General features: G+C 68.2%; 16 protein-coding genes. 8 read left to right on the forward strand and 8 right to left on the reverse strand.

Annotation, left to right across the window (positions count from 1 at the left end; genetic code table 11):
- Positions 1 to 24 precede the first annotated feature (24 nt).
- Together NIBR502771_RS19240 and NIBR502771_RS19245 are read left to right on the forward strand one after the other, a co-directional pair.
- Positions 25 to 654, forward strand: a complete 630-nt coding sequence (locus NIBR502771_RS19240; RefSeq protein WP_141161111.1) for a hypothetical protein — start codon at positions 25 to 27, stop codon at positions 652 to 654.
- A gap of 145 nt (positions 655 to 799) precedes the next feature.
- The gene (locus NIBR502771_RS19245) at positions 800 to 2,257 is read left to right on the forward strand and encodes a benzaldehyde dehydrogenase (RefSeq protein ID WP_141161112.1); all 1,458 of its coding nucleotides are present in this window, start codon (positions 800 to 802) and stop codon (positions 2,255 to 2,257) included.
- 54 nt (positions 2,258 to 2,311) lie between these two features.
- Here NIBR502771_RS19245 and NIBR502771_RS19250 read toward each other — a convergent pair whose 3' ends face one another.
- The 7 genes from NIBR502771_RS19250 to NIBR502771_RS19280 form a co-directional block, all read right to left on the reverse strand.
- Positions 2,312 to 3,403, reverse strand: a complete 1,092-nt coding sequence (locus NIBR502771_RS19250) for a hypothetical protein (RefSeq protein ID WP_246839741.1) — start codon at positions 3,401 to 3,403, stop codon at positions 2,312 to 2,314.
- A gap of 92 nt (positions 3,404 to 3,495) precedes the next feature.
- Entirely contained in the window at positions 3,496 to 3,870 is a 375-nt protein-coding gene (locus NIBR502771_RS19255; RefSeq protein WP_141161113.1) for a hypothetical protein, read from the reverse strand.
- Between the two features lie 9 nt (positions 3,871 to 3,879).
- Positions 3,880 to 5,466, reverse strand: coding sequence for a radical SAM protein (locus tag NIBR502771_RS19260; protein ID WP_141161114.1), 1,587 nt, complete (start codon positions 5,464 to 5,466; stop codon positions 3,880 to 3,882).
- An 18-nt stretch (positions 5,467 to 5,484) separates the two neighbouring features.
- A complete protein-coding gene (locus NIBR502771_RS19265) occupies positions 5,485 to 5,850 on the reverse strand; it encodes a hypothetical protein (protein ID WP_141161115.1) in 366 nt (121 codons plus the stop codon).
- 2 nt (positions 5,851 to 5,852) lie between these two features.
- Positions 5,853 to 6,191: a hypothetical protein gene (locus NIBR502771_RS19270; protein ID WP_141161116.1), complete on the reverse strand. Its 339-nt coding sequence runs from the start codon at positions 6,189 to 6,191 to the stop codon at positions 5,853 to 5,855.
- Complete coding sequence (locus tag NIBR502771_RS19275) at positions 6,188 to 6,946, reverse strand: prolipoprotein diacylglyceryl transferase (protein ID WP_141161117.1); 759 nt, start codon at positions 6,944 to 6,946, stop codon at positions 6,188 to 6,190. Before NIBR502771_RS19275 ends, NIBR502771_RS19270 begins: the two co-directional genes overlap by 4 nt.
- A gap of 49 nt (positions 6,947 to 6,995) precedes the next feature.
- Positions 6,996 to 8,411 (reverse strand): NAD(P)H-quinone dehydrogenase, encoded by a 1,416-nt coding sequence (locus tag NIBR502771_RS19280; protein WP_141161118.1) that lies wholly within the window; start codon positions 8,409 to 8,411, stop codon positions 6,996 to 6,998.
- A gap of 104 nt (positions 8,412 to 8,515) precedes the next feature.
- On the opposite strand from NIBR502771_RS19280, the gene NIBR502771_RS19285 reads away from it, so the two are divergent.
- Positions 8,516 to 9,334 (forward strand): purine-nucleoside phosphorylase, encoded by an 819-nt coding sequence (locus NIBR502771_RS19285; RefSeq protein ID WP_141161119.1) that lies wholly within the window; start codon positions 8,516 to 8,518, stop codon positions 9,332 to 9,334.
- A 57-nt stretch (positions 9,335 to 9,391) separates the two neighbouring features.
- The gene (locus NIBR502771_RS19290; protein ID WP_210411260.1) at positions 9,392 to 11,140 is read left to right on the forward strand and encodes a phospho-sugar mutase; all 1,749 of its coding nucleotides are present in this window, start codon (positions 9,392 to 9,394) and stop codon (positions 11,138 to 11,140) included.
- 78 nt (positions 11,141 to 11,218) lie between these two features.
- Here the strand turns inward: NIBR502771_RS19290 and nirD are convergent, their stop codons facing one another.
- Positions 11,219 to 11,599: a nitrite reductase small subunit NirD gene (nirD, locus tag NIBR502771_RS19295; RefSeq protein ID WP_141161121.1), complete on the reverse strand. Its 381-nt coding sequence runs from the start codon at positions 11,597 to 11,599 to the stop codon at positions 11,219 to 11,221.
- 259 nt (positions 11,600 to 11,858) lie between these two features.
- On the opposite strand from nirD, the gene nirB reads away from it, so the two are divergent.
- The 4 genes from nirB (at position 11,859) to NIBR502771_RS19315 (ending at position 17,768) form a co-directional block, all read left to right on the forward strand.
- Positions 11,859 to 14,501, forward strand: a complete 2,643-nt coding sequence (gene nirB, locus NIBR502771_RS19300) for a nitrite reductase large subunit NirB (RefSeq protein WP_141161122.1) — start codon at positions 11,859 to 11,861, stop codon at positions 14,499 to 14,501.
- 2 nt (positions 14,502 to 14,503) lie between these two features.
- Positions 14,504 to 15,535: a uroporphyrinogen-III C-methyltransferase gene (cobA, locus tag NIBR502771_RS19305; RefSeq protein ID WP_141161123.1), complete on the forward strand. Its 1,032-nt coding sequence runs from the start codon at positions 14,504 to 14,506 to the stop codon at positions 15,533 to 15,535.
- A 14-nt stretch (positions 15,536 to 15,549) separates the two neighbouring features.
- Positions 15,550 to 16,698, forward strand: a complete 1,149-nt coding sequence (locus NIBR502771_RS19310; RefSeq protein ID WP_141161124.1) for a uroporphyrinogen-III synthase — start codon at positions 15,550 to 15,552, stop codon at positions 16,696 to 16,698.
- Positions 16,699 to 16,901: 203 nt separating this feature from the next.
- The gene (locus NIBR502771_RS19315) at positions 16,902 to 17,768 is read left to right on the forward strand and encodes an FAD-dependent oxidoreductase (protein WP_141161125.1); all 867 of its coding nucleotides are present in this window, start codon (positions 16,902 to 16,904) and stop codon (positions 17,766 to 17,768) included.
- Positions 17,769 to 17,813: the final 45 nt, after the last annotated feature.

Consider the following 17,813-nt stretch of genomic DNA (forward strand, 5'->3'; position numbering starts at 1 on the left):
TGTCAGCAGGAGGCACCGACGTCCTTGCCCATCATCCTGGCCCTCGCCGCCGTGGTGGCCGCCGCCGTGGCCGGAGCGGTCCTGGCCCGGGAGAAGGATCCGCAACGCCGGGCCGGTGCACTGGTGAAAATAGGCGCGGCACTGATGACTGTCTTCACCGTGGCCGCCGTGGCTTTCATCAGCGGCGACGCCTTGGATCAGCCCGGCGGGATGGCGGGGCTAATGGCGGTCCTGTCCTGGTTTGCTCCAATGGTGGTCCTTGCGGCCCTCGCCTGGTTCCGGCCGGCCGGGGCTTCTCTCCTCCTGGTGGCGCTGGCCGCGCTGCTCGTCGCGGTCTGCGTGTGGTTCGCCCTCGATCCGGCGGCGGCCCGCAGCATCCAGGACTCGAACGGGCCGGTGGTGGCCGTCGGCGTTGTCGCCTTGGCCTTCCCGGCCTCCGTTCTGGGATTGAAGCGGACCGGCGCAGCTGGCTGGCTGCTGCTGGTATTGGGCGCGTTGCCATTAGTCATCACGCTCCTGGCCCGGTCAGGGCCTGCGGCCTCGCTTGCGGCGGCAGGTGTGGTCCCGGTGATCAGCGGCTTTGCCTACCTGTTGGCCGCACGGCTGGCCCGGCCGGGTTCGGAACCCCGGAAAGCCCGGTCAGTCCCAGCCTAGGCATTCTCCGGGCGCCCCCGCGGCCCGGGAACCGCCGACTGGCTCTTGACGGCGGCGTCCGCACAGCATGTGATGGACGGGACTGGCCCGCGCCCGTCCTCCGGGCCGGACGCCTGCCGTTCGGAACAAACGAAAGGACCCACCCATGTCCCTGCTCGACCCCGCCCTCTGGGAAGGCAAGATCTACCTCAACGGCTGGCGGGCGGGCGGCGGCGGTACCGGCACCAGCATGGAGCCGGCTACCGGTGGGCAGCTGGGCAGTTACGGCATCGCGTCCGTCGCGGACGTCCGCGAAGCCGCATCCGCTGCCGCGAAGGCACAAAAGGAATGGGCCGCCCGCAACCCCGAGGACCGGGCCGCGGTGCTGCGCCGCGCCGGGCAGCTCTGGGAAGAGCACGCAGCCGAGGTCCAGGACTGGATCGTGCGCGAATCCGGCGGCATTCCGCCCAAGGCAGCGCTGGAAACGCATATCGCAGCCAACGAATGCTATGACGCGTCGGCGCTGCCCTCGCTCCCTGCCGGGAACGTCCTCACGTCCAACGAAAACCGCTGGTCCTTTGCCCGTCGCCGTCCGGTAGGCGTCGTCTCCGTCATCGCGCCGTTCAACTTCCCCTTGATCCTTTCCATCCGCGCCGTGGCCCCTGCCCTGGCGCTCGGCAACGGCGTGCTGCTCAAGCCAGACCCCCGGACAGCGGTCTGCGGCGGCGTGACCCTGATGCGTATCTTCGAGGAGGCCGGCCTTCCGCAAGGCCTGCTTTCCCTGCTGCCCGGCGGCGCGGACATCGGGGCCGCCGTCGTCGAAGCTCCCGAAGTCCGCGTCATCGCCTTTACAGGCTCGACGGCGGCCGGCCGGAAGATCGGTGAAACGGCCGGGCGGCTGCTGAAGCGCGCCCACCTTGAGCTCGGCGGCAACAACGCGCTCATTGTGCTCCCGGGCGCCGACCTGGCCAAGGCGGCCTCTGCGGCGGCGTTCGGCTCCTTCATGCACCAGGGCCAGATCTGCATGGCCGCCGGACGCCACATCGTGCATGAGGACATCTACGACGACTACGTCGCCGCGCTGTCGGAGAAGGCCGCCCACCTGCCTGTGGGCGATCCGAAGAGCGGCACCGTGGCCTTGGGGCCGGTGATTGACGAACGGCAACTGCAGCGGGTGGACGGAATCGTCCAGGATGCGGTGCGGGCCGGCGCCCGGCTGGCCGCCGGCGGCACCCACGATGGCCGGTTCTACCAGCCGGCAGTGCTGGTTGACCTGGACACCGGCAGCCCCGCCTGGAAGGACGAAATCTTCGGCCCGGTAGCCCCGGTGATGAAGTTCTCCACCGTGGACGAGGCCGTGGCGCTGGCCAACGATAATGAGTACGGCCTCTCGATCGGGATCCTGGGCGACGTCGGACTGGCCATGACCATCGCCGACCGGCTGGACTCCGGGAAGGTCCACATCAACGAACAGACCGTTTCCGACGAGGCGAACTCGCCCTTCGGCGGCACGAAGAACTCCGGCAACGGCTCGCGGATCGGCGGCCACCACGCCAACATGGAGTCTTTCACCGAGATCCAGTGGCTCACCATGCGGCCGGACATTGCCCCCTACCCGTTCTAGGAGCAGGCCTTCTGCGTTCCCGGCACCCTGTGCGTGCCCCGGCGTTGGGCGGCGTCAGAACACAACGCCCCGTACCAGGCCGATGAGTTGTTCCTTCGTTTGCGCCGCCGATGGCCCGGTTGGGGAGATGAGGACCTGCGCGGTGAAAGTGGCCAGGTTCTGTCCCCTGACCACTTGGAGGGACAGGATGGTAATGGGCACATCTCCGGCCGGACGCAGCGACTTGGGACCGGCCTGTTCGGTACCCGTGAAGAACGTTGCCCTGTCGCCGATGCCATCAATCACCTCGCCTCCCCTGCCCGGGATGCCCAGTACCGTTCCCGCAGCCTTGAGGACTTCGATCGAGAAGACCATCGAGTCCGGGCCCGGCGTGCCAGGGGTGGCAAACGTATAGCGGCAGCTGGCCTCACCCGGCAGGAGCTGCGGCTCCGTGGTTGCCCCGAATGCCTGCTTGACCTGGCCGGGATCGAGCAGGGCGCAGACTGCATTGTTGGTTGTGGCCGGTGGACCCACCGGCGGAGCGGCCGGAACTTTGAGTTCTGTTCCGTTGCCCCAGCCGGCGTCCACAACAGCCTGCGACAGCGTACGGGCCATTGCGTCGCCGTCGGGCGCCGTGCCTCCGTTCATGGGCGGCCCGGTGACGTAAGGCATTTCAAGGACCTCGCTGCCCCGGACGGCGGTCAGGACCACGTTCGCGGAGGCACCGCCGGCCTCGCCGCGGAAGTACCCCGTCCACTGCAGGCAGGCGAAGTCGCCGATGCCCATGACGGGTGAACAGTCGGAGGTTGCCTTCGCTTTGTCGATGTCCGCGGCCACGGCCGGGGACGTCAGTGCAACCGAAAGGCCGGTCATGCCCCGCTCAGCCGACTTGTTCGAATAGGTGCACAGGTAGGCCTTGCTTCCCGGGGGCCGCTGCTCGCTGTTCTGGCCCATCGGCACCAGCCCGGGATCCACCTTCGCGGCGATCTCCGGGGTGATGAGGTTGCAGGCCGGGCTGCCCTTGCCTGGTTCAGGGGACGGCCCCTGGGTCGGGTTGTCCGGGGTGGACGGTCCGGCACAGGAGGCGAGGACCAGCCCGAGCACAGCAACCGCGACCGCGATTCTGAGCCGTCTGAGCCGGCCCACCAATATCCGCACAGCAACCATGGCATCAGTGTGGCGGTGCACGCCGCCAGCCCCAAGGGTCCAAAGTACCGGACAAGGAACGGTGCCGACGGCGGGGTGCGGCATACACACATTCAGACGCCGAAGAGCCGTCCCGCCACGAGATAGGTTCCGTAGAGACCCGCCGCCAGGAGGACGCCCAGATAGGCGAGCACGAGCCGCGTGTCGCGCAGGAAGCATTTGGACCGTGCCAGGCCCCGCCGTCTTGCCTTCCAGTAGCCGGCGAATCCGAGGGCGGCAAAGGCAACGAGCGCGACGGGACCGGCCAGCCACCCCAGCAGCGCAATGGTGGCAAAGATGCACAGCCGGAGCGGATCGTAGGGTGCCTGGCCGGTGGGTGCGGCGGTGCCCGGACCTTGCGGGGTGGAGTGTGCTGCGGCGTGCCTGCGCACCAGTTGGGACGGCTGGAGTCCGCCGGCAATGCGCCGGGCATCAGAGGCCTGGTCCATGGATCCTCCCTAGGCCTGGCGCACGGGGAGCAGCCGGACTCCGGTCGCCGTGCTCATCCGCTGCTGCGCCAGCGCCGGCCATGCCTGGACGGCGCAGAAGGGCGCGCACTGGTGCTCCCCGTCGTCGCCCTTGGTGCCGACGTGGACGCAGCACTGCGTAAGCCGTTCCTCGATCATGGTGGACATGTCCATGAAGGGCTTGACCATGATCCTGGTGACCCGCTCGGCGAGGAGCCGGCGCAGGCGCTGCTGCTGGCCGGGCAGCTTGCCGGCGGCCAGGGTGGTCAGCGTTCCGATGCCAAGATCGCACTGCGTGCAGATGTTCTTCCAAAGATCCATGGTCCGTGGGTGCGACAGGGACGACTGCTCGCTCAGCAGGTCCAGCAGCGAGGTTTTCATCAGGTTCCGCAGTTCCAGCGGAATGGCGCTGTCAGCAATCCTGTTGGCGATGCTGTCAGGATTGAGTTCGAGCCACGCCAGCAATTGGTCGTGGCCGATGAGGGCTGCCAGGGAACGCCAGGTACCGGCGTCATCCTTGAGCATGTAGCCCACCGATGCGCAGTGCGGATGGGAGCACGGCAGTGCCGTGAGGTCGCGCCACGAGACCACGCCCCCGGTCTGTGACTCAAGCCTGTCCAGGACGCCTGTGTGCGTGAGCCGGTCCAGGGGATCGATGCCGTGCCCGCGCCCGGAACCAAACACGGGCTGCAGCGCAACGCCGCCTACGAACGGGGTCTCCAGCGCACGCATCACCACGTCACCGATCTCACTGTCATTGACGCCCAGGGATGCCGTCATGGTCAGGGTTGTGAAGATCCCGGCCGCGGACAGCCGGGAGATGGCCGCGTCCTTGTAGCGGGTCAGGTCGCCGCCCCGGTGGTGGATTGAGGCCTCCCTGGAAGAGCCGTCGTATTGGAGGTACACCTCCACGCGGTCACGGTGCCGCGCCAACAGGGCAAGCAGTTCGTCGTCAGTGGCAATCAGCATGCCGTTGCTGTTCACCATGATCCGCACGATCGGCCGGGCCATGAGTTCGTCCAGCAGTTCCGCCAGGTACGGGTACAGCGTTGGTTCACCGCCGGACAACATCAGCACATCGAGGCGGTCGTTCTCACGTGCCAGGCGGGTATCGATATTGGCCAGCACCTCCTCCAGCGGAGCCACGCCCTGCAGTTGCGGTCCGGAGGCGGTGAAGCAGGTGGGGCACTTCAGGTTGCAGTGCTCGATGATGTCCTGGAGCAGGATGCAGGTGTGCTGGGTCTGCATGGCGGGAAGCCCGTAGGCATACGCCTCGGGGACGGGACGGAAATTGCCTGCCCGGTCAGGAACGTGCTGCTTGGTGGGGGCCTGCCATTTCTCCAGGTAGCTGAGGATCTCCGGGGACTCGTCGTAGAGCGTGCGGACCAATCCGTGGTCCGGGCAGCCGCGTTCAAGCCATACCCGCCCGTCGCGGATCAGCAGCGCCCCGGACAGCCGGCGGACCTCGCTGAGCGGAGGGTTGGTTTCGTGGCAACGGGGGCAGAACGCCGTGACGTACCGGTGGATCCGGTCACCCCGCAGCGGCTGGCCTGGCCCTGGCAGCTCTCTCGACCTCATTGATCAGCGCTCCTCTTCTCAGATTCGGGCCTGTGCAAGGACACCCACGCACAGTCCCCCGCCGAGCAACAGGAAGATGCCCAGCCCAAGCAGCATCCCCGCCCCGGTCAACGCAGTGCGGTGACTGACGGCAAGGACAATTGCCACTCCCAGGTACACGGCGATGGGGACGAATGCGGCGGGGCCCGCGAAGATGCTGTTTCCCCATGCCACCGGTGGACTGATGGTTGGTGCTCCGATGCCGATTGTTGCCCACAGGTACAGGATGTACAGCGCCAGGGCGCCGAAGACGGTTCCGGCCCCCAGGTAGCCATGCCGCGGTTCCCGCTGCCCGGGCGGTGGGGGCTCCTTCGCCGGTGGCGGCTCGTCCCTGTAGTTGTCCATTTTCAAGCCCGGACCTGGACAAGGAAGCTGATGCAGAGGCCCCCGCCGAGCAGGACAAAAGCGCCCAGGCCGATCAGCAGCCCCGCCCCCCAAAGGGACGTCCGGCGCCGTACTGCGAGCACGATCGCCACTGCGAGGTACAGGACGATGGGAATGAAGGCGGCGGGCACGGCGAGGAAGGTCACAGACCAGGCATAAGGCCCTTGGGCCATCGTTCCGAGCACATAAACCGCGTATAGGACCACGGCGCCAACCAGGGCTCCCAAACCCAGGGACCCACCCCGTGGTTGGATGTCCGGCGGCGGAAGAGGAGGCTGCCCACCGGGGGTTTCTTCGCTCATGCCACGGTTCCTTCCAGTTCGGCGCGGACCGGCTTCCGGAACACGCGCCGGACGCGCCAGGCCAGCAACGGAAGGACCGCCAGCAGGAACAGTTGGGGCCGGCTCAGGCCAAGCCAGAGGACCTCGTTTCCGCGGACGAATTCCACGAAGAACCTGAAGACGGCGTAGGCGCTGACGAAACAAATGAAGAGGTCACCGGGATGGGGCAGGGCGTCCCGGTAACGCCACATCAGGGCAAAAGCGGCCAAGTGGAAGGCGATCTCGTAGGCGAAGGACGGATGGAGGGCCACTCCCGCCGGTGCGCCGGCCAACGCAGCCTGGGCAGGGGTGAGGACAATCCCCCAGGCACCGCCGGTAGGGGTGCCCGGGAGTTCGGTGAGCAGGCAGCCCACGCGCCCGATAACCATTGCAAGGGCCACTGCGGGCGCCAGCAGGTCTCCCGTGGACTCCTTGTAACCGGTGAGGCGCTTGCCAAGGTGGACGCCGAACCAGGCACCCACCAGGCCGGCAAGGATGCTCCTGTCTCCGTTGCCCCACCAGTCGGCCAGGGAAACCTGCCGCGAGATGTCCCACGTGAGGACCCGCGACCCGATGGCGCCAAACGCCACGGCGAAACCGGCGATGGGCCACAAGCGGGGGTCGGCGAGGCCACGGCGGCGCTTCTCATAGGCGTAGAACAAGAGGGCTGCACCGATGCCCAGCCCCACCATGCCCGCATGCACCAGCGCATTTCCCGCCAGGGGAAGCCCAATCATGCGCAGAGTGTAACAACGGAACGCGCACCGAATGCGGGCCCTTCGGCCCTTACATGTGGACGTGCAGGCGGCGGGCTGCCTCGGAGATGGATCCGGTGAGCGACGGGTACACCGTGAACGTGCTTGCGACGTCGTCCACGTGCAGCTTCTGCTTGACGGCAATGGAGATGGGGAAGATCAGCTCCGAGGCGTTGGGGCCCACCACCACGCCGCCAATCACAGTGCCCGAACCCTTCCGCGCGAAGATCTTCACGAACCCGTCCTTGGCGTTGCGCATCTTGGCGCGGGCGTTGCTGCGCAGGGAGAGCTTGATGACGTCGGCCTGGTACTTACCGGACTCGATCTCGGCCTCGGAGACGCCCACGTTCGCGATTTCCGGTGACGTGAAGATATTGGAGGCCACCTGGTGGAGCTTGAGCGGGGTGACGCCGTCGCCCATGAAGTGTGCCACCGCGATGCGTCCCTGCATGGCAGCAACCGAGGCGAGCGGCAGGACGCCGGTGCAGTCACCGGCGGCGTAGACGTTCGGGGCCGTGGTGCGGGAGACGCCGTCGACCTTAATGTGGCCGCTTTCGCTGACGGCCACGCCCGCCTCCTCCAGGCCGATCCCCGCGGTGTTGGGGATGGAGCCAAGGCACAGGAGGCAGTGGCTGCCCGTCACCTTGGTGCCGTCGGAGAGGGTGACCACCACGCCGTCGTCCGTGCGTTCCACGGTTTGGGCACGGGAGCGGGACAGGACCCGCACACCGCGGCGTTCGAAGACTTCTTCCAGGACGACGGCGGCGTCGACGTCCGAGCCGGGCAGCACGCGGTCGCGGCTGGAAACCAGCGTGACCTTCGAGCCCAGGCCGTTGTAAGCGGATGCGAATTCGGCGCCGGTGACGCCGGACCCCACCACGATGAGCTCCTCGGGCAGCTCGTCAAGGTTGTAGATCTGGGTCCAGTTCAGGATCCGTTCACCGTCCGGACGTGCCGTTTCCAGCTCGCGGGGGTGCGCACCGACGGCCAGCAGGATGGTGTCGGCCTCGACGGTCTCGGAACCGTCAGCGGTCAGGACCTCGATCCGGTGGCTGTCAAGGAGCCGTCCGGAGCCTTCGATGATCCGCACGCCCTGCTTCTCCAGGCCGTCGCGGATATCCCGGGACTGGTTGCGGGCGAGGTTCAGGAGGCGGTGGTTGATGTGCTTGAGGTCGGCGTGCATCACCGGGACGAAGTCGCCGCCGTCGACGTCGAACTTCACTCCCAGCTCGCCGGCCTCTGCAACCCGGGTCATCAGGTCAGCCGTGGCAATGAGGGTCTTGGAGGGGACTACGTCGGTCAGCACCGCGGATCCGCCGAGCCCGGCACGCTCGATCACGGTGACCGTTGCCCCCAGCGAGGCGGCCACCATGGCAGCTTCGTATCCGCCGGGACCACCTCCCAGGATTGCGATCCGGGGGGAACTGAAATCTGGATGCGTAGTCACAGTCATCCATTCTCTCCCATTGACGGCCCGACCACCAAGAAATCAGGGTGCTTTCCGGGCCTGCCGTGACCGGGGCAACAGGGGCGGCAGGATAACTTGTACTGGTGAGTACAACAGACTTCCTGAACACCGACCCGTTCGCCGCCGCCCGCGCCGCCGCGGACTACATCGCGGAAGAAACGGGCGTGGACCGCCACGACACCGCCCTGGTCCTTGGCTCCGGGTGGGGCGAAGCCGCCGACCTGATCGGCGAGACCACCGCCACCCTGTCAGCAGAGGAAGTCCCCGGCTTCCACGCCCCGGCCGTGGAGGGCCATGTGGGCACCATCCGTTCCATCCTGACGAAGGAAGGAAAACGGGCACTGGTCCTGGGCGCCCGCACGCACTACTACGAGGGCAAGGGCGTCCGCGCCGTGGTGCACGGTATCCGCACCGCAGCCGCCGCCGGGTGCAGCACCCTGGTCCTGACCAACGGCTGCGGCGGCCTCAACGAGGACTGGACGCCCGGCACGCCGGTCCTGATCCGTGACCACATCAACCTCACCGCCGCCTCACCGCTGGAAGGCGCCACCTTCGTGGACCTGACGGACCTCTATTCGCCCAGGATCCGCGGGCTGGCCCGGGAAGTGGACACCACCCTGGACGAGGGCGTCTACGCACAGTTCCCCGGCCCCCACTACGAAACCCCTGCCGAGGTGCAGTACGCCAAGCGGATCGGCGCGGACCTGATCGGGATGTCGACGGCGCTGGAGGCCATCGCGGGGCGTCATGCCGGCATGGAAGTGTTCGGCATTTCGCTGGTCACCAACCTTGCGGCAGGCATCAGCCCCCAGCCGCTCAGCCACCAGGAAGTCATCGAGTCCGGCCAGGCGGCGGGCCCGCGCATTTCCAGGCTGCTGGCCGGCATCATCGCCCGGCTCTAGCGGGCCAGCCGCCCGGGGTGCGCCACGTGGGCGGGCAATGACGATAGCGTTATGCCCATGACGTCTTCCGATGCCGAACTTCGCCTGCTCGCCGAAGCCCGCGATTGGGCTGCCCAGGACCCGGACCCCGCAACGAAGGCATCGCTCCTCGAGCTGGTCCGCCTTGCGGAGGACGGCGATCCGGCGGCCCGGCAGGAACTGGAAGACAGCTTCCGCGGCACACTGCAGTTCGGCACCGCGGGACTGCGGGCCGCGCTGGGCCCAGGGCCGAACCGGATGAACCGGGTGGTGGTCCGCCGCGCAGCTGCCGGACTCGCGGCGTTCCTGGTGGACGCCGTATCCAAGGCTGCCGCGGGCACCCGGCCGCGCGCCGTCGTCGGCTATGACGCCCGCCACAACTCGGACATCTTTGCGGCCGAAACCGCCGCGATCTTCACCGCTGCCGGCATCGAGACGTTCATGCTGCCGGCAGCCCTCCCCACTCCCCTGCTGGCCTTTGCCGTCCGCGCCCTGGACTGCGACGGCGGCGTCATGGTCACCGCCAGCCACAATCCGCCGCAGGACAACGGGTACAAGGTGTACTTGGGGCGGCACGCCGTGCCGGCAGATGGCGACGGCGCCCAGATCGTGGCACCGTACGACGCCGAAATCGCCGCGCGCATCAGCGCCGTGGGGACCCTGGACTCCATCGCGCTGGCAGCAGATGGCTGGACTGTCCTGGACAGTTCGCTCGCCGCCAACTACCAGCGGTCGACGGCGGCACTCGCCATGCCCGGCCGCTTTCCGGCACGGGACCTCCGGATTGTCCTGACACCGCTTCACGGCGTGGGCGGCGGAACAGCGCAGGAAGTGCTGAAGGCGGCAGGTTTCACGGACGTCACCGTGGTGGCCGAACAGGCCGACCCGGACCCCGATTTCCCCACGGTCAGCTTCCCCAACCCGGAGGAACCCGGAGCACTGGACCTTGCCCTGGAAGCAGCGGAACGGCTGGACGCCGACCTCGTCATCGCCAACGACCCCGACGCGGACCGGGCTGCCGTGGCGGCAAAGGACCCCGATACCGGGGCGTGGCGCATGCTCCGGGGCGACGAAGTGGGCTCCCTGCTGGGCGCCCACATGGTGGCCCGGCTCGCCGACGGTGACACCGCAGTGGAGACGGACGGCCGCGGCGTGTTCGCCAATTCGATTGTTTCCTCGCGCCTGCTGGCACGGATCGCCGCGGCGGCCGGGCTGGCCCACGAGGAGACTTTGACCGGATTCAAGTGGATTTCCCGGGTCCCCGGGCTGGTCTACGGCTATGAGGAGGCGCTGGGCTACTGTGTGGCGCCGGAGCAGGTCAAGGACAAGGACGGCATTTCCGCCGCAGTCCTGATTGCCGAACTCGCAGCCACCGCCAAAGCCGCAGGCAAGACGGTCTTCGACACCCTGGACGAGCTGTACCTCCAGCACGGCCTGCACGCCAGCGACCAGCTCAGCATCAGGGTCGCCGACCTGGGACTGCTGGACGCCATGATGAACCGCCTGCGGGTTTCCCCGCCGGAGTCGTTCGGGCAGTCGGCCGTGGAGGTCTTCACGGACCTGGCTGAAGGCAGCGCGCAGCTGCCGCCCACGGAGGGCCTGCTCTACATCACCCGGAACCTGACCCGCGTGATCATCCGGCCCAGCGGCACCGAACCGAAGCTCAAGTGCTACCTGGAGGTCATCCACCAGGTGGGTTCCGCGGCGGAGCTGCCGGCGGCACGCCAGGCGGCACGCGCGTCGCTGGATGAGGTCCGCCACGACGTCAGCGAGGCACTGGGCCTGTAGCCGGCCCCAGCTACCAAAAGGTGCCGGGCTTCCTGCACGCCCGGCACCTGCTCCTTTGTTTTTATGGGTTCCCCTGCGTCAGAGCTGCACCTCGACGACGCCGTCCCTGACCCGGGTGCCGAAGGCTGCCAGCCGCAGGCCCGGGGCCGTGAAGCATTCACCGGTTTCGAGGTCGTAGACCTCCTTGTGCAACGGTGAGGAGATGGTGGGGCGGGTCCCCTTGGAACCGAGGATGCCGCGGGCCATGACGTGGGCTCCCGTGGCCGGGTCCTGGTGCGCCACGGCGAAGACTTCGCTGGGGCCGGTGCGGAAGAGCGCCACCTGGCGGCCTGCCACCAGTGCTGCCTCACCCCATGCCGGTTCGAGGTCATCCACCATGCAGACACGGTGCCAGCCGGTCCCGAACCCGGCGGTGTCTGATTCGGCGGCGAGCGCCCCAAGTTCAAGTGTTGCCGTCATGTCCGGCTCCTTTCCCTGTGCCTGTTGTCCCTTGCATTGGCAGCTTTTGCGGCCGTGTCCCACGCTATGGTCCGGGTGTTTCAAAGGGGTGCGGTGAATGTGTCCGGCGCGTAAAAGAGACCTAACGCGGGCGGAAATGCGTTCGTGATGCAGAAGTTAAGTTGACGAAACAAATGGGAAACTGAGGCGAAACTGCCCCTTCCTAGGCTGGAGGCACAAGCTGCAGAGCACCGTCTGCGGCCCATGCGAAAGGCCCACAGTGACCGAACAGACTTCAAGCACAGAGACACCGCGCCGCATCGTCGTCGCCGGCGGCGGCCCCGCGGCCCACCGTTTTGCGGACGCCATGCATGCCCGCGGCCTCGACGGCTGGCATGTCACGGTCCTCACCGAGGAAGCGCACCTCCCCTACGACCGGGTGGCACTTTCCAAGGCCCTCACCGATGCCGGCGTGGACCTGACCCTGGGTACCGCTTCCATGTGGGACCACGGGTCATTGGCCCTGAAGACCGGCGAGCGCGTCGTGAAGGTCAACGCCGACGCCAGGACCGTGGAGACGGCCGCCGGCAACACGTACGAATATGACGAACTGGTGGTGGCCACGGGCTCGGACGCTGTGCGCCTGCCCATCCCCGGCGGTGAGCACGCCCACGTGTACCGGACGCTCGAGGACGTGTGGGCCATCAACAAAGCCATTGCCGAACTGACGGCAAAGCTTGGCCGCAAGATCAACGCGGTGACCATCGGCGGCGGGCTCCTGGGCCTCGAGTCGGCCGCCGGCACCGAGCAGCTCGGCGCCACCCCCGTGGTCATCAACGGTGCGCCCTGGCTCATGAACACGCAGCTGGACGAGGGCGCCGGCCAGGCCCTGGGCCGGCTCATCGCGGCCAAGGGCTTCGAAGTCCACGGCGGCGTGTTCCCGTCCGAAATTCTGACGGATGACGACGGCCAGGTCACCGGAGTCCTGATGGCTGACGAGCGCGTCATCCCGGCAGACCTGGTGATTGTCGCCGTCGGCGTCAAACCCCGCGACGAACTCTTCCGCGCCGCTGAGGGCGAAGACCAGCTCTTCAGCCTGGGCCCCCGCGGCGGGGTGGTCATCAACGATTTCTGCGCCACCGAAGTACCGGGCATCTGGGCCATCGGCGAGGTGGCCAACTTCGGCGGCATGTGCCTTGGCCTGGTGGCCCCCGCGAACACCATGGCCGAGATCGTGGCCGACCGGCTCCACGGCGGCGACGCCACGTTCCCCGGCTTCGACACCGCCACCAAACTCAAGCTCTCCGGCGTGGACGTTGCGAGCTTCGGCGACGCCTTCGCCCGGACCGAACGCGCCCTGGAAATCGTCTACGCCGACCCCGCCCGCGGGGTCTACCAGAAGATCGTCACCACCGATGACGCCAAAACCCTCCTGGGGGGCATCTTCGTCGGCGACGCCTCGCCGTACATGAGCCTGCGCCCGCTCCTGGGCCGCGAACTTCCGGCCGAGCCCGGCGCCTTCCTCTCCGCGGCGGGCGGCGGCGAGGCTCCCGAAACCGAGCTTCCCGACGACGCCACCCTGTGCTCCTGCAACAACGTCACCGCGGGGACCATCCGCGACGCCATCAACGGCTGCGGCGCCTGCGAGGGCAATGCCCCCGTCCAGGAACTCGGTGAGCTGAAGGGCTGCACCCGCGCCGGCACCCAGTGCGGCTCCTGTGTGCCGATGCTGAAGAAGCTGCTGGAAACCGAGCTGACCAAGTCCGGCGTCGAGGTCTCCAAGGCCCTGTGCGAGCACATTGAACTGTCCCGGCAGGAGCTGTTCGATGCCATCCGCGTCCTGGAGCTGACCTCCTTCGAGGAGATCATGGCCAAGTACGGCACCGGCGCGGGCTGCGACATCTGCAAGCCCACCATCGCCAACATCCTGGCCAGCCAGAACAGCGCCTACGTCCTGGACGCCGGCCGCGGCACGCTGCAGGACACCAACGACCGCGCCCTGGCCAACATGCAGAAGGACGGCACCTACTCGGTGGTCCCCCGCATCGCCGGCGGCGAGATCACTCCGAAGAAGCTCGGCGTCATCGCCGCCGTCGCCGAAAAATACAACCTGTACACCAAGATCACCGGCGGCCAGCGGATCGACATGTTCGGTGCCCGGCTGGAGCAGTTGCCGGAGATCTGGAAGGAACTGGTGGACGCCGGTTTTGAATCCGGCCAGGCCTACGGCAAGAGCCTGCGCACCGTGAAGTCCTGCGTCGGGTCCACCTGGTGCCGGTTCGGTGTCCAGGACTCGGTGGCCATGGCCATCCAGCTGGAGCTGCGCTACCGCGGCCTGCGGAGCCCGCACAAGCTCAAGATGGGCGTCTCCGGCTGCGCCCGCGAATGCGCCGAGGCCCGCGGCAAGGACGTGGGCGTCATCGCCACCGCCGACGGCTGGAACCTCTACGTCGGCGGCAACGGCGGGGCCACCCCCGCCCACGCCCAGCTGCTGGCCAAGGACCTGGACGACGAAACCCTGATCAAGTACATCGACCGCTACTTCATGTACTACATCCGCACGGCCGACCGCCTGCAGCGCACGGCCCGCTGGCAGGAAGAGCTCGACGGCGGCATCAAGCACGTCGAGGACGTGGTGGTGAAGGACACCCTGGGCATCGCCGAGGACCTGGAAGCCGCGATGGCCAAGCACGTGGACACGTACGTGGATGAATGGGCCGACACCCTCAAGGACCCCGAACGCCTGCGCCGGTTCCGTTCCTTCGTCAATGCACCCGACCAGAAGGACGACTCCATCACCTTCGTCCCGGATGAGCGCGGCCAGATGCGCCCCGCCACCCCGGAGGAAAAAGGCAAGGTCCTGATCGGTGCTTCCATCCCGGTCCGCTCCGCCACCACGGAAACCCCTGGAAACGAGGCATAACCATGCAGCTCAGTATCGACCTCACCGGCCGGAACGTCCTGGTGGCCGGCGCCCCTGATGCCGCGCGGCAGGCGGTACGCCGGTACGAAGCCGCGGGCGCCGTCGTCCACCGCCTTGGAAGCCCCGCCGAGGCGCGGCTCGTCCACGTGCCGGAGCGGCTGTTCCTGGTCGCCGCCGTCGAGGACGGACAGCACGGCTGGGACGCCTTCCTGGACCGCTGCCGGCACGCCGGCATCCCTGTCGCTGCCGAGCCCGCCGCCGGCCCGGCCGGCCACGTCACCCTGGTGGGCGGCGGCCCCGGCACCGGTGACCTGCTCACCGTGGCTGCGGTCAAGGCACTCCGCGATGCCGACGTCGTCTTCTACGACCGGCTGGCCCCGTACCAGGAACTGCCGCTGCTGACCTCCGGCGAACTCGTGGACGTCGGAAAGAAGCCCGGGCACCACAAAGTCAGCCAGTCGGACATCGAAAAACTGATGGTCGAAAGCGCCCTGGCCGGCAACAACGTGGTGCGCCTCAAGGGCGGGGACCCGTACGTCTTCGGCCGGGGCGGAGAGGAAGTTGCCGCGTGCGTGGCCGCCGGCGTCAAAGTGCACGTGGTGTCCGGCGTTACCAGCGCCATCTCCGTCCCGGCCGCGGCCGGCATCCCGGTCACCCACCGGGAAGTCAGCCACATGTTCACTGTGGTTTCCGGGCATGCACCGCTTACCGAAGAGGAGCACCACCACCTTGCCGGGCTGGGCGGCACCATCGTGGTGCTGATGGGCATTGGCACCCTCCACCAGCTTGCGGCAGGGCTGCGCCGCGCCGGCATGCGCCCGGACATGCCCATGGCCGTGGTGGAACGCGGGTACCGGCCGGGCCAGCGCACCACCATCGCAGACCTCGGCACCATCACCTCGGCCGCGGCCGGCTGCAGCAACCCGGCCGTACTGGTCATCGGCGAAGTGGTGCGGGTGGCGGAAGCCAACCGGCAGCACGCCGGTGCGGCAGCCGACCTGGACAGGCTGGCAGCCTCGCTGCTGGGATCATGAAAGGATTGACCCCCATGACTGCACTTGCACCGGCCGAACCCACGCAGGCTGAAGAAGCCACTGACGCCGCGGAGTCGCCGCTGGAGGGATTCCGCATCGGCGTCACCTCGGACCGGCGCTCCCGCGACCTCATCGAAGCCCTGGAGCGGCGCGGCGCCGAAGTGCTGCACGCCCCTGCGCTGAAGATCGCCCCGGTCCAGGAGGACATGCGCCTCATCGAGGACACGCGGGCCATCATCGCCGCCAAGCCCGATCTCTGCATCGCGACCACGGCGTATGGCATGCGCCGCTGGTGCGAGGCCGCGGATTCCTTCGGAATTGGCGACGAACTGCTGGAAACGCTGGGCAGCTGCCGCATGTTCGTCCGTGGACCAAAGGCCCGCGGTGCGGTGCGCGCTGCCGGCCTTGCCGACGTCGGGATCAGCAGCGACGAAACCACCTCCACCCTGGTGGACATGCTCCTGGCTGAAGGCGTCCGGGGCAAGACTGTGGCCATGCAGTTGCATGGCTACACCGACGTCCGCCAGATCGAACGGCTGCGGATGTCCGGCGCCACCGTCCTGACCGTCACGCCCTACCGCTGGGTCAAGCCCGACGGCGAGGACCGGCTTCCGCGGCTCATCGACGCCGCCTGCACCGGGAACCTGGACGTCCTGACCTTCACCAGCGCCCCCGCCGTGGACGCCATGTGGAGCACGGCCCATGAGATGGGGCTCTACAAGCAGCTGGTGGAGAGCCTGAAACTGAATGTCACCACGGCCGTGGTGGGTCCCGTCACGGCCCAGCCCCTGCTGGACGCGGGCATAACGCCGCTGATCCCGGAGCGCTTCCGGATGGGTGCGCTGATCCGGCTGGTGTGCGAGCACCTGGCGCTGAACCACGTCCGGCGGCTGGATACCCGCTCCGGAAGCATCGAACTGCGGGGACGCAGCCTGCGCATCGACGGCCAGCAGGTGGAACTGGCGCCCGCTCCCCTGCTGCTCCTGCGTGCACTGCTGGGCGCGGGCGGCGCGGTCCTGTCCCGCGAATCGCTGTCCGACCTGCTGGAGCTGCGCGGCTCGGTGCACGCCCTGGACATGACCGTGAGCCGCCTGCGGTCCTCGCTGCCGGACGGCAAGCTGATTGAAACCGTGGTGAAGCGCGGGTACCGGATCCGGGTCTAGGTGACCGGGGCCAGGGCTTTTGTGTCGGCGGGCTGATGAATGAGAGATGCGTCACGGGTTCTGTTACCGGCCGGTAAATACTGGCGAACACGGGCCCGCTGAACAGCAACTGCGGGGAAACACCCCGGAAAAGACGCGGGCCTACGCTGTGTTCCATCACGAAGTTCCGGCCGCTTACCGGCCGCCAGCGAAAGGGCCAGCACATGTCCGCTCCGGCATCCTCAACGTCCACCTCCACCGCAACCCGCATTGTCATTGCGGGTGCCGGCCCCGCGGCCCAGGCCCTTGTAGCGCAGCTGGACCGCGCCCGGTTCACCGGGACCGTCACCGTGCTGAGCAACCGCGATGACACCCCCGAAGAGCTGCTGGAGCTTGCCATGCTGCCCCAGGTGTCCGTGCGGTTTGGCCAGCCTGCCAGCCACATCGACCCTGCCAACCGCACCGTAGCCACTGCCGACGGCATGGAGTTCGCCTACGACCACCTGGTCATCGCTACCGGATCGGCCCCGGTGGCAGGCCCGGTGGACGGTGCCGCGCAATGCCTGAACTATGCCACCATCGACGACGCACCGCGGGTCGCGAAGGGTGTGCAAAAGGTGGCCCGGGAGCTGGGACGGCGTCCGGTGGGAATCCTGGTGGGCACCGGCGCGGCAGCCGGGCAGGCCGAAGCCGTGCTGCGCGCCAAAGGCGTGCGGCCCATTCGCACCACTGCCCGCCCCGCCGCCATCATCCCCGCCGTTGTGTCCGGCACATCCGCCCGGCAGGCCGCGTCCGCCGTCGTCTTCGAGGATGGCAGCAGCATGACCGGCGACCTGGTGGTGATGGCGGAGGAGCGGGTGTCCCGCGACGGCCTGGCCGCCAGCGCGGGGCTGCAGACTGCACCCGGGGGCGGCATCGTGATCAGCCGGGACTACCGCACGTCCGTCCAGGGGATCTGGGCGATTGGGGATGCGGCGGCGTTCGACGGCGTGCGGCTGGGGCTGCTGGTGGCGGCGGCTTCGGCGGCAGGTGCCTGCGCCACCCAGTTGTTGAGTGCCGCGGCGGAGGCCCCGGCCCTGCAGGCGGCCTGAGCGCCCATGCCCGCCTGCGGGCCTCCTGCGTGGGGCCTGCTGCGG

This window comes from Pseudarthrobacter sp. NIBRBAC000502771 (assembly GCF_006517215.1).
GTDB lineage: Bacteria > Actinomycetota > Actinomycetes > Actinomycetales > Micrococcaceae > Arthrobacter > Arthrobacter niigatensis.

Bases quoted from the DNA above. Each gene is read 5' to 3' on its own strand.
- NIBR502771_RS19245 (WP_141161112.1), top strand. From the start codon at position 800: ATGTCCCTGCTCGACCCCGCCCTCTGGGAAGGCAAGATCTACCTCAAC.
- NIBR502771_RS19250 (WP_246839741.1), bottom strand. From the start codon at position 3,403: ATGGTTGCTGTGCGGATATTGGTGGGCCGGCTCAGACGGCTCAGAATC.
- NIBR502771_RS19255 (WP_141161113.1), bottom strand. From the start codon at position 3,870: ATGGACCAGGCCTCTGATGCCCGGCGCATTGCCGGCGGACTCCAGCCG.
- NIBR502771_RS19260 (WP_141161114.1), bottom strand. From the start codon at position 5,466: ATGAGGTCGAGAGAGCTGCCAGGGCCAGGCCAGCCGCTGCGGGGTGAC.
- NIBR502771_RS19265 (WP_141161115.1), bottom strand. From the start codon at position 5,850: ATGGACAACTACAGGGACGAGCCGCCACCGGCGAAGGAGCCCCCACCG.
- NIBR502771_RS19270 (WP_141161116.1), bottom strand. From the start codon at position 6,191: ATGAGCGAAGAAACCCCCGGTGGGCAGCCTCCTCTTCCGCCGCCGGAC.
- NIBR502771_RS19275 (WP_141161117.1), bottom strand. From the start codon at position 6,946: ATGATTGGGCTTCCCCTGGCGGGAAATGCGCTGGTGCATGCGGGCATG.
- NIBR502771_RS19290 (WP_210411260.1), top strand. From the start codon at position 9,392: ATGACGTCTTCCGATGCCGAACTTCGCCTGCTCGCCGAAGCCCGCGAT.
- nirD (WP_141161121.1), bottom strand. From the start codon at position 11,599: ATGACGGCAACACTTGAACTTGGGGCGCTCGCCGCCGAATCAGACACC.
- cobA (WP_141161123.1), top strand. From the start codon at position 14,504: ATGCAGCTCAGTATCGACCTCACCGGCCGGAACGTCCTGGTGGCCGGC.
- NIBR502771_RS19310 (WP_141161124.1), top strand. From the start codon at position 15,550: ATGACTGCACTTGCACCGGCCGAACCCACGCAGGCTGAAGAAGCCACT.
- NIBR502771_RS19315 (WP_141161125.1), top strand. From the start codon at position 16,902: ATGTCCGCTCCGGCATCCTCAACGTCCACCTCCACCGCAACCCGCATT.